At 68.2% G+C, this 11,472-nt stretch carries 6 protein-coding genes; all 6 read right to left on the reverse strand.

Annotation, left to right across the window (positions count from 1 at the left end):
* Window positions 1-43 precede the first annotated feature (43 nt).
* The gene (locus tag AQ610_RS23585) at window positions 44-1,192 is read right to left on the reverse strand and encodes a DUF2827 domain-containing protein (protein ID WP_006028818.1); all 1,149 of its coding nucleotides are present in this window, start codon (window positions 1,190-1,192) and stop codon (window positions 44-46) included.
* A 21-nt stretch (window positions 1,193-1,213) separates the two neighbouring features.
* Complete coding sequence (locus AQ610_RS23590) at window positions 1,214-2,368, reverse strand: DUF2827 domain-containing protein (protein ID WP_006028817.1); 1,155 nt, start codon at window positions 2,366-2,368, stop codon at window positions 1,214-1,216.
* The gene (locus AQ610_RS23595; RefSeq protein WP_006028816.1) at window positions 2,365-2,826 is read right to left on the reverse strand and encodes a YadA C-terminal domain-containing protein; all 462 of its coding nucleotides are present in this window, start codon (window positions 2,824-2,826) and stop codon (window positions 2,365-2,367) included. The genes AQ610_RS23590 and AQ610_RS23595 overlap by 4 nt, the downstream gene beginning before the upstream one ends.
* 15 nt (window positions 2,827-2,841) lie before the next feature.
* Window positions 2,842-4,638, reverse strand: a complete 1,797-nt coding sequence (locus AQ610_RS23600) for a tetratricopeptide repeat protein (protein WP_006028815.1) — start codon at window positions 4,636-4,638, stop codon at window positions 2,842-2,844.
* A 257-nt stretch (window positions 4,639-4,895) separates the two neighbouring features.
* Window positions 4,896-5,216: a hypothetical protein gene (locus AQ610_RS23605; protein WP_043283154.1), complete on the reverse strand. Its 321-nt coding sequence runs from the start codon at window positions 5,214-5,216 to the stop codon at window positions 4,896-4,898.
* Between the two features lie 85 nt (window positions 5,217-5,301).
* Window positions 5,302-11,457, reverse strand: coding sequence for an ESPR-type extended signal peptide-containing protein (locus AQ610_RS36380; protein ID WP_144411904.1), 6,156 nt, complete (start codon window positions 11,455-11,457; stop codon window positions 5,302-5,304).
* Window positions 11,458-11,472: the final 15 nt, after the last annotated feature.

The following is an 11,472-nucleotide window of genomic DNA, read 5'->3' on the forward strand; positions in this document are numbered from 1 at the left end:
ACCTCCTGGTTGAAACCGGGCAATGCGGCGGGCGCGGCCGGGCTTACCGGTACAGCGCGGCGATCGCCTCCGTATAGGCGGCGACGTTCTCCGGGCGGTAGATGCTGACCGAATCCAGAACCTGCCGCGACTGCTCGCGATACGCGTCGAGGTTCGCGTCGTGCTCGCGGAACGCCTTCAGCAACTGGCGGCCGCCTTCCTGGCAGTCGAAATCCGGATAGAAATAGCCGGCGCGGCCGAGGTACGGCGAGTTGTGAACGAGCGGATAGCCGCCGTACAGCAGCTCGTAGTACAGGTAGTTCTGCGCGTTTTCCCACGTGTGCGACACGACCGCGTCGCCATAGGCCGCCATGAACTCGTAGACCGCGAAGCGTCCCTCGAACGTCGTGAGCCCGTGGTCGACGATGTCGAGGCTGCGCGCGAAGTGGACGAACGTCGTGTGCTCCTTCATGTGCAGCGTGTTGCACACGCGCACGAATTCGACGAAGCTCGGCTGCGCCCGATACGCTTCTTCGGCGACGAGCATCGGCACGATGCTCGTCTTCACCATGCAGATGTTCGGCTCGAACATCGCCACGCGCCAGCGCGGCTTGCCCGGCTTGTAGCCGAATTCGAGGCCCGGGCCGAGCGTTGCGCGCGCCTTGTCGAACAGGAGCGGATGCCAGATGTGCGGGACGATCGTCACCGGGCTGCGCAGCCCCGATTCGAGATAGTGCCCGCACGAGTGCTCGAACTCGGGAATCGTCCACACGCCATCGTAGCGCGCGCCGGAGAACAGGAAGCCGGACGGCTTGTCGAAGATCGCGCGCTCGATGTCGATCACGTAGTCGTTGCCGACGCGCATCGTCACGACCTTGCCGCCGCGCCGCCGATACTCGGCGATCCAGCCGGCGTTGAACTGCGCGCTCATTTCGATCAGCACGTCGCAGCGCGTCATCGCCTCGTCCATCGAGATGAGCGGCACGTTCCATTCGCCGAGCATCAGTTGCGGATCGGCGTCGCTCGTGCCGCCGTTGACCATCACCGCTTCGGCGACGAGCGGCGACTGGCGCAGCAGCAGCACGAGCAGCAGGCAGTTCTGGAAGATGCCGTTCTCCCACAGCGACTGGCCGGCGCCGCGCACGAACAGCGACACGCCGACGACGACGCGCTTGCCGCCGTTCGGCACGTCATGGGCGGTGGTTTCGGACATGCGTTTTTCTCCGGGAAAGGCTCAGGCGAACAGACGCGCGACGTAAGCGTCGAGGTTGCTGCGATTGTCGATCGACACGCTGTGCAGCAGCGCGTCGGCGTGGCGGCGATAGTCGTCGAGATGCGCGTCGTGATGACGCCACGCGTGCAGCAGCGCGCGGCCGCCCGCGGCGGAATCGAATTCCGGGTAGTAGTAGCCGGCGTCGCCGAGCAGCGGCGAGTTGTGCACGAGCGGGTAGCCGCCGTACAGCACGTCGTAGTACAGATAGTTCTGCGGGTTTTCCCACTGGTGCGAGATCACCGCGTCGCCGTGCTGCGCGAGGAACGACGGCAGATCGATGCGCGGCTCGAAGGTCGCCTTGTGCTCGCGCACGAGATCGAGACTGTTCGCGAAGTGGACGAAGGTCGCGTGCTCCTTCATGTGCAGCGAGTTCACGACGAACAGGTGCTCGACCGCGTCGGGCTGCGCGCGGTGGAACTCGTCGGCGGCGAGCATCGGGTAGTGGCTCGTCTTCACGACCGAGATGTTCGGCTCGAGGATCGACAGCCGCCATTTCGCGCGGCCCGGCGCATAGCCGAAGCGCAGGCCCTCGGCTTCGAGCTGGCGCGCGCGGCGCCCGATGAAGTACGGCGACCAGATGTGCGGCACGACGTGCACCGGCGCGCGCGTGAGCGTGCGCAGCAGCGGCGCGTCGATCTTCTCCGATTTCGGCAGGATCCACACTTCGTCGAACGGCCCGCCGTTGAAGATGTGGCCCGACGGCCGGTTGAACATCGGCGTCTCGCAGAGCCCGCTGTACGTGTGGCCGACGAAGCAGACGACGAGCTTCTTGCCGAGCGCCTTCATGTACTTGAGCCAGTCGACGGGCAGTTGCGCGCCCATCTCGATCACGACGTCGAGCGCGTGCGACACGTCGCGCGGCTGCACGAGCGGCACGTCGAGGCCGCCGAGATCGAGGCCGGCGGGCAACGCCTTCGCGTCGCCGCCGTTCAGGAAGTAGACCGGGCCGATCCGGTCCGACTGCTTGAGCATCATCGCGAGGAACGCAATGTTCTGATGAATGCCGTTTTCCCAGATTGCCTGGCCGTCGCGGGCGAAGAGCGAGATGCCGACGGCGAGGCGCTTGCCGGGCGCGTCGCGCGGCCCGGCTGACGAAGAGTGGATGGAATCGATCACCAGCTATATCCGTATCCTGCACCGAAGGTCTTGTTCTGCCCCGACACGCCGATGCCCAGTTTGAGAATGCCGCAGTTCGTCACGTGCGCGCTCGCGCCGCGCGCGATCCCCGACTGACCCGCGAAGCGGGCGGCGGCGACGTTGATCGTCTTGCCCGGCTCGACCTGCGGCAGCATCGTCGGCGCGGCGGCGGCCGCGATGCCCTGACGCGCCATCGAATCGGTCTGCCGCGGCGCTTGCTGAATTCCGCTCGGCTGCGCGCGCGGAACGTCGATCCGGGGCGGCCGGCCCGGCAGCGATTGTGACATAGAAGCCGGCCGCGCATTCAACTCGTTCGCGTCGAGCGCGCCGTCGGTTTCGCTGCGGGCCGCGACGCCCGTCGAGCGCGGCGCGATGCGCGCGCCCGCCATCGACAAGTCTGCGGCCAGCGGCCCGATCGCGCGATTGAACGTCGACATGCTGCGTAGCCGCCGTTATCCGCGCGCGGCCGCGAGCGCGGCCAACTCGCCGCGCACGCTGTCGAGCACCGGCGTCCAGTCGCGATACCGGGCCTGCCGGCGGAGCCGGATCGAGTCGTACCACAGGCTGTCTTCGCGATCGATCATCCAGACCCAGTGCGGATTGACGTCGAGCAGCAGCCGCGTCGGCCGGCCGAGCGCGCCCGCGAGGTGCGCGACCGACGTGCAGACGGTGACGACGAGGTCGAGGCTCGACAGATACGCGGCCGTGTCGTCGAAGCTTTGCAGCTCGGCCGTGTGGTCGATCACGTCGAGGCCCGCCGCGCGCATCGTCGCGACGTCGCTTGCGCCGTCGATCTGCAGGCTGTGGAACGCGACGCCCGCCACGTCACGCCATGCGCGCGCGCAGGCCGCCGGGTCGATCGCGCGCAGCGGGTTGCGCTGGTGCGTGCGGCTGCCGCTCCAGACGAGACCGACGCGCAGCCGGCCGTTGGCGGGCTGCCGCGCCGCCCATTGCGCGGCGCGCGCCGGGTCCGCGCGCAGATAGCCGCCCGCGGACGGGATCGTGTCCGGCCGCACGCCGAGCATCAGCGGCGCGCTGCCGACGGGCAGGTGATGGTCGAACGTGGGCAGTTGCGGCGCGTCGTGCCGCACGATCCGCATCGGCGTGCCGGCGAAGCTGCGCGCGAAGAGCGGCTCGAGGCCCGCGAAGCACGCGAAGACGACTTGCGCGCCGGCGCGCGTCGCCTGGTCGGCGACGATCGGCGCGAAGCGCGCGAACTGCAGCGCGTCGCCGAAGCCCTGTTCGCCCCACAGCATCAATGTCTTGCCGGCGAGCGGCTCGCCGCGCCACTGCCGCTGCGGCGATGGGCGCGGGCGATCGCCCAGCTCGCGCGAGCCGTTCCACCGCGCTTCGTGGTTCGCCCAACCGTTCTCGTAGTCGCCGTGCAGCAATTGCAGCATCGCGAGCGACCATTGCATGACCGGATCGTCCGGCGCGCTGCGATGCGCGTGTGCCGCAGCGGCGAGCGCGTCCGGCCAGCGCTGCAGCTCTTTCAGCGCGTTCGCGCGCGCGAGTTGCGCGATCGCGTAGCTCTGCCCGAGCGCGCATGCGCGCTCGGCCGCGATCAGCGCGCGCGCCGGCTCGCGCAGCGCGAGCCAGGCATTCGAGCCGTTGCACCACGCCATCTGGCTGTCCGGCTCCGCGCGGATCGCCGCTTCGGCTTGCGTGAGCGCCTCCCGATGCATCCCCGTCTGATAGTGAAGGGCGGCGAGATTGTTGCGCAACATCGGGTACGCGGGATCGAGCGCGCCCGCGCGCCGGTACGCGTCGGCCGCCGCCGCGTATTCGCCCGCGTAGTGGTGCGTGAGGCCGAGCAGGAACCACGACTGCGCGTCGTTCGGCGCGCGCTCGCACAGCGCTTGCGCAACCGGACGGGCGAGCGCGTGGCGATGGGTCTGGTGCAGCAGCTCGATCCATTCGGCGAGCCAGCCCGTCGCGGCCGGATCGGCGCGATGCGCGGCGTCGAATGCGGCATGCGCGCGCTCGGCCTGCCCGGCGAGCCGATCGAGACGCGCGCGCTCGACCCATGCGCTCGCGCACGGCGGCGTCGCGGCGAGCGCCGGCCCGAGCGCGGCGGCCGCTTCGTCGAGGCGGCCGAGCAGGCGCAGCCAGTGCGCGCGACAGGCGAGCGCGCCGGCGGACGCGGGCTCGGCCGTGCACCATGCGTCGATCGCATCGGCGGCGGCGATCAGTTCGCCTCGCTTCAGTTGCGTCTGGATGTCGGCGAAACGATCGGGATTGGCTGGCATGTCGTGCGTTCGGAAGATCGGTGAGGAGCCGCCGGCCGTCGACTCGGGAGACGGTCGAGGCCGGGCGTTTCGAGATTCGAACGATATCGCAGTTTTGTGCCAGATCGAAGCGCAAGCGGAGTCGGATCGAAGCGGCCGGGGCAAAGTCGGTAGGAAGCAGGGGGAGCCGGATCGACAGTGGACCGAGGGCGAACCGAGGCGGAGCCGGGCGATTCGCGCTCGGACGCGCGCCGGCATGCGGCGCGGGACCTGGCGGCTTACTGATCCGACTGCGCGGCGTTCTGCGTCGCCGCGCAGTCGAACGTGAGGCTCGACGGCTCGCTGCGCCGGCCGTCGCCGCGATAGTCGGCGGCGCGCTCGAGCGTCTCGACGGCGCGATCGCCGCACACGCGCGCGGCAATCTTCGTGCACGTGTCGTACTTCCCGAAAACGCCGCCGCAGGCGACGCGATAGGCGTTCGGATGGCCGGGCAGGCTCGTTTGCGTCACTGTGTACGTCGGCCCGCTCGACGCGCTGCATCCGGCGAGCGCGGCGAGCGCGGCGAGCGTCGTCAATCCCATTCCTGCGATGTGCTTCATCGTGTTTCTCCAAGCTGGTGTGGAAACGACGGACGCGAATCGGGCGCGTCCGTCGTTTCGGGCGGCCCGCGCCGGCCCGTCGTCGTTACTTCCACTGATAGAGCATGCCCGCGCCGATCACCTTCTGGTTGCCGGCGAAGCCGCCGTTCAGCGACGCCTTCAGGTTCTCGGTGATGCGCGCCTGCATGCCGACCGCAATCGCCTTCTGGCCGAGGAACGACGAGGTGCCGACGCCCATCGCGAAGTTCGAGTCGCGATCCATGTGCGGAATCGACGCCATCGCCGCGACCGCCGCGATCCCCTGGCGGGCCATCGTGTCGGTCTGCTGCAGTTGCTGCTGCGTCTGGTTCAGTTGCGAGCCGAGATTGTTGATCTGCGTCTGCTGGTTCGACAGCGATTGCGACATCGACGTCGACACGGCATTGAGCTGATTGACGTTGACCGCGTCGGTGCCTTCGGTGCCCGCCGCGACGTTCGTGATCTGGCGCTGCTGCGTGTCGCTGCCGACCGACACGACGTTCGAGCGGCCGCCGTCGTTCGAGCCCGCGCCGATCGCGACCGAGTTCGAGCCGGCCGTGACGGACGGCGTGACCGCCTTCGGCGAGCTCATGTCGGCGGCGACGCCGGTGCTCGCGGGCAGCGACTGGATCACGTTGTTCGTGATCGACGTCGACAGCGACGTGAGCTGCGTGTTGATGTTGGTCACGCTCGTCGACAGCGACGCGACGTTGCTGTTGGTGGTCGACAGGCCGGTGGACAGCGAGCCGATGCCGGTCGAGGTCGACGTGGACAGCGACGCGAGGTTGCTGTTGGTGGTCGACAGGCCGGTGGACAGCGAGCCGACGGCGGTCGAGGTGGACGTGGACAGCGATGCGAGGTTGCTGTTGGTGGTCGACAGGCCGGTGGACAGCGAGCCGACGGCGGTCGAGGTGGACGTGGACAGCGATGCGAGATTGCTGTTCGTCGCGTTCAGGCCGGTCGACAGCGACGCGACGTTGCTGTTGGTCGCGTAGAGCTGGCTGCCGTTGACGGCGTCGGTGCTGGTGGCGGAGATGCGGCCGGCGGCGACGTTCGTGACCTGGCGTTCCGCGCCCGGCGCGCCGACGCTGAACACGCCGATGGGCGCGCTGCCCGCGAAGCCGCCGAACGTGAGGCCGCCGACGGTTGCCGACGTGACGGGAACGGCTGCCGACGTCGTCGCGCCGCTGCCGATCGCGACCGAGTAGTCGACGTTCGCGACCGCGTTCGGGCCGATCGCGACGCTGTTCGCGCCGGTTGCGACGCTGTCCGGATCGGTCGAGTTCGCGTGGAAGTACTTGATGCCGTTGGCGTTGATGCTGTCGATGGCGGAGCCGACGCTGGTGTTGGCGGTGGTCGTGCCGTTCGCGTTGTACGTGGTGTACGAGGGCGCGGAGATCGCGCCGGTGGCCGGATCGTACGTCGCGCCGCCGCCGAGCGCCGCGGCGGTGCTGTTGCCGAGGTTCGTCGTGTTCGTCGTGATCGAGCTGATGCTGGTGGACAGCGAGCCGATGCCGGTCGAGGTGGACGTGGACAGCGATGCGAGGTTGCTGTTGGTCGACGACAGGCCAGTCGAGAGCGAGCCGATGCTGGTCGAGGTGGACGTGGACAGCGATGCGACGGTGCTGTTGGTCGTCGAGAGCCCCGTCGAGAGCGAGCCGATGCCGGTCGACGTGGAAGTCGACAGCGAAGCGATCGAACTATTCGCCGAGCTGAGGCCGGTCGAGGTCGACGTGGACAGCGACGCGACGGTGCTGTTGGTCGTCGAGAGCCCCGTCGAGAGTGAGCCGATGCCGGTCGAGGTGGAGGTCGACAGCGAAGCGATCGAACTATTCGCCGAGCTGAGGCCGGTCGAGGTCGACGTGGACAGCGACGAGACGGTGCTGTCGGTCGTCGAGAGCCCCGTCGAGAGCGAGCCGATACCGGTCGAGGTGGAAGTCGACAGCGAAGCGATCGAGCTGGTGGCCGAGCTGAGGCCGGTCGAGGTCGACGTGGACAGCGACGAGACGGTGCTGTCGGTCGTCGAGAGGCCCGTCGAGAGTGAGCCGATGCCGGTCGACGTGGAGGTCGACAGCGAAGCGATCGAGCTATTCGCCGAGCTAAGGCCGGTCGAGGTAGACGTGGACAGCGACGAGACGGTGCTGTTTGTCGTCGAGAGGCCCGTCGAGAGCGAGCCGATGCCGGTCGACGTGGAAGTCGACAGCGAAGCGATCGAGCTATTCGCCGAGCTAAGGCCGGTCGAGGTAGACGTGGACAGCGACGAGACGGTGCTATCGGTCGTCGAGAGGCCGGTGGACAACGATCCGATGCCGGTCGACGTGGAGGTCGACAGCGAAGCGATCGAACTATTCGCCGAGCTGAGGCTGGTCGAGGTAGACGTGGACAGCGACGAGACGGTGCTGTTGGTCGTCGAGAGCCCCGTCGAGAGTGAGCCGATGCCGGTCGACGTGGAGGTCGACAGCGAAGCGATCGAGCTATTCGCCGAGCTGAGGCCGGTCGAGGTCGACGTGGACAGCGACGAGACGGTGCTGTTGGTCGTCGAGAGCCCCGTCGAGAGTGAGCCGATGCCGGTCGACGTGGAGGTCGACAGCGAAGCGATCGAGCTATTCGCCGAGCTAAGGCCGGTCGAGGTAGACGTGGACAGCGACGAGACGGTGCTGTTTGTCGTCGAGAGGCCCGTCGAGAGCGAGCCGATGCCGGTCGACGTGGAAGTCGACAGCGAAGCGATCGAGCTATTCGCCGAGCTAAGGCCGGTCGAGGTAGACGTGGACAGCGACGAGACGGTGCTATCGGTCGTCGAGAGGCCGGTGGACAACGATCCGATGCCGGTCGACGTGGAGGTCGACAGCGAAGCGATCGAACTATTCGCCGAGCTGAGGCTGGTCGAGGTAGACGTGGACAGCGACGAGACGGTGCTGTTGGTCGTCGAGAGCCCCGTCGAGAGTGAGCCGATGCCGGTCGACGTGGAGGTCGACAGCGAAGCGATCGAGCTATTCGCCGAGCTGAGGCCGGTCGAGGTCGACGTGGACAGCGACGAGACGGTGCTGTTGGTCGTCGAGAGCCCCGTCGAGAGTGAGCCGATGCCGGTCGAGGTGGAGGTCGACAGCGAAGCGATCGAACTGGTGGCCGAGCTGAGGCCGGTCGAGGTCGACGTGGACAGCGACGAGACGGTGCTGTTGGTCGTCAAGAGGCCCGTCGAGAGTGAGCCGATGCCGGTCGACGTGGAGGTCGACAGCGAAGCGATCGAACTATTCGCCGAGCTGAGGCCGGTCGAGGTGGACGTGGACAGCGATGCGACGGTGCTGTTGGTCGTCGAGAGGCCGGTGGACAGCGATCCGATGCCGGTCGAGGTGGAGGTCGACAGCGAAGCGATCGAACTGGTGGCCGAGCTGAGGCCGGTCGAGGTCGACGTGGACAGCGACGAGACGGTGCTGTTGGTCGTCGAGAGGCCCGTCGAGAGTGAGCCGATGCCGGTCGACGTGGAAGTGGACAGCGACGAGAGGTTGCTGTTGGTCGACGACAGGCCAGTCGAGAGCGAGCCGATGCTGGTCGAGGTAGACGTGGACAGCGATGCGACGGTGCTGTCGGTCGTCGAGAGGCCCGTCGAGAGTGAGCCGATGCCGGTCGAGGTGGAAGTCGACAGCGAAGCGATCGAGCTATTCGCCGAGCTGAGGCCGGTCGAGGTAGACGTGGACAGCGACGAGACGGTGCTGTTGGTCGTCGAGAGGCCCGTCGACAACGAGCCGATGCCCGTCGACGTGGAAGTCGACAGCGAAGCGATCGAGCTATTCGCCGAGCTGAGGCCGGTCGAGGTCGACGTGGACAGCGATGCGACGTTGCTGTTGGTCGTCGAGAGCCCCGTCGAGAGCGACGAAATCGAGTTCGAGGCCGAGTCGAGCTTCGACGCAACTGCGTAGAGCTGGCTGCCGTTGATCGCATCGGTGCTGGCGGCGGTGACCTGGCCTGCGGCGACGTTGGTGATCTGGCGTTCCGCACCCTGTGCGCCGACACTCACGACGCCCACGGGCGTGCTGCCCGCGAACGTGCCGAGTGTGGTCGAGCCGGCCGTCGCGCTGCTGGTCGGGTTGGCCGCGGCCGTCACCGAGTTCGTGCCGAGTGTGGTCGAGCCGACCGTCGCGCTGCTGGTCGGGTTGGCCGCGGCCGTCACCGAGTTCGCGCCGAGCGCAACCGAGTTCGCCGTGGCGGCCGTCGCGCCCATGCCGATCGCGACGGCGTTCGTGCCCGTCGCGACGCTATCCGGGTCCGTCGAGTTCGCGTGGAAGTACTTGATGCCGTTGGCGTTGATGCTGTCGATGGCGGAGCCGACGCTGGTGTTGGCGGTGGTCGTGCCGTTCGCGTTGTACGTGGTGTACGAGGGCGCGGAGATCGCGCCGGTGGCCGGATCGTACGTTGCGCCGCCGCCGAGCGCCGCAGCGGTGCTGTTGCCGAGATTGTTGGTCGTCGTCGCAACGGTCGACAGGCCAGTCGACAACGAGCCGATGCCGGTCGAGGCGGAGGTCGACAGCGAGGTCAGCGAGCTATTCGTGCTGCTGAGGCCGCTGGACAGCGACGTGACGTTGCTGTTGGTCGTCGAGAGCCCCGTCGACAACGAGCCGATACCGGTCGACGTGGAGGTCGACAGCGAAGCGACCGAGCTGTTCGCCGAGCTCAGCCCCGTGGAAGCGGATGTCGAAAGCGAGGCGACCGTGCTGTTGGTGGTCGACAGCCCCGTGGACAGCGAGTTGACGCCGCTCTGCGCGGTGCTGATGCCCGACGAGGCGGAGGTCGACAGCGAGGTCAGCGAGCTATTCGTGCTGCTGAGGCCGCTGGACAGCGACGTGACGTTGCTATTGGTCGTCGAGAGACCAGTCGACAACGAGCCGATACCCGTCGACGTGGAGGTCGACAGCGAAGCGACCGAGCTGTTCGCCGAGCTCAGCCCCGTGGAAGCGGATGTCGAAAGCGAGGCGACCGCGCTGTTGGTGGTCGACAGCCCCGTGGACAGCGAGTTGACGCCGCTCTGCGCGGTGCTGATGCCCGACGAGGCGGAGGTCGACAGGGAGGTCAGCGAGCTATTCGTGCTGCTGAGCCCCGTGGACAGCGAACTGATGCCCGTCGACGCCGACGTCGACAGGCTAGCGATGCTGCTTGCCGTCGTGCTCATGCCGGTGCTGAGCTGCGCGACCGTCACCGCGTCCTGCGGCGCCGAGCCGTCGGCGACGTTCGTGATGCGGCGCAGCGCAGTCGCGCTGCCGACCGACACTTCGGACAGCGGCGCCGCCGTGCCCGTCAGGTAGCCGGTGCCGGTGGGCGCGCTCGCGCCCGTCTTGCTGCCTTGGCCGATCGCGACGCTGTTCGCGTATGCGGCGGTGCTCGATGCGCCGATGGCCGTCGTGTTCGAGGCGTCGGCGCTGGCCTGGTAGCCGATCGCGAGCGCGTTCGTGCTGCTCGCCGCAACCGTTGCGCTGTCGCCGAGCGCGATGCCGTTCGTGCTGCTCGTGCCAACCGTCGCCGCGCGGCCGATCGCGACGCCCGACTGCGCCGCCGCGCTCGATTGGCCGCCGAGCGCGATCGAGTCCTGCGCGCTCGCCTGCGCCCCCTTCGTCGCGTTGCTGCCGATTGCGATCGCGCCCGCGCCGGATGCGATCGTCGAGTTCGCGTACGAAAGCGGCGTCGTGCCGTTGCCGCCCGCGCCGCCAATGGCGACGGAGTTCAGCGCACTGGCGGTGCTGCCGAAGCCGAGCGCGGTCGCGGCGGTGCCGCTCGCGGTCGTTTCGAGGCCGGCCGCCGTGCCCCACAGCGCAGCCGAGCTGAGAAAGCCCATCGCGGTGCCGCCGGTGTTGGTGACTTGCGCGAACGCGCCGTAGACCGTCGCCGCGAGCTGATTGTTGCCGCTCGAGCTACAGCCGGAGACGGTCGAGTAGGTGCCCGACCCGTCGACGGGGTAGGCGTTCGTATTGCCCGTCGTCGTGCGGCCGACGGTTGCGTTGCCGCTGCCCGACGTGCAGGACTGCACCGTGAACTGGCCGGACGCGTTGACGCTGCCGGGGATCATGGTATCGGCGCTCGCGAGTGACGGGACGCCGACGAGCAGCGCGGCGGCGACGGCGACAGCGGCGGCCACGACCGATTTGTTCGGCTTGCCGCGAGCCGAGTCGAGTTCCGAAGCGGCGACCCACGCGCCAAGCGCTTCATTCCAGATAGAGCGGTACGAGCGATTCATACGAAAACGGCCTCC

Source organism: Burkholderia humptydooensis, assembly GCF_001513745.1.
Taxonomy (GTDB): Bacteria; Pseudomonadota; Gammaproteobacteria; order Burkholderiales; family Burkholderiaceae; genus Burkholderia; species Burkholderia humptydooensis.

Excerpts from the sequence above, each read along its gene's own strand:
- AQ610_RS23585 (WP_006028818.1), bottom strand. The coding sequence starts at position 1,192 with ATGTCCGAAACCACCGCCCATGACGTGCCGAACGGCGGCAAGCGCGTC.
- AQ610_RS23605 (WP_043283154.1), bottom strand. The coding sequence starts at position 5,216 with ATGAAGCACATCGCAGGAATGGGATTGACGACGCTCGCCGCGCTCGCC.
- AQ610_RS23595 (WP_006028816.1), bottom strand. The coding sequence starts at position 2,826 with ATGTCGACGTTCAATCGCGCGATCGGGCCGCTGGCCGCAGACTTGTCG.
- AQ610_RS36380 (WP_144411904.1), bottom strand. The coding sequence starts at position 11,457 with ATGAATCGCTCGTACCGCTCTATCTGGAATGAAGCGCTTGGCGCGTGG.
- AQ610_RS23600 (WP_006028815.1), bottom strand. The coding sequence starts at position 4,638 with ATGCCAGCCAATCCCGATCGTTTCGCCGACATCCAGACGCAACTGAAG.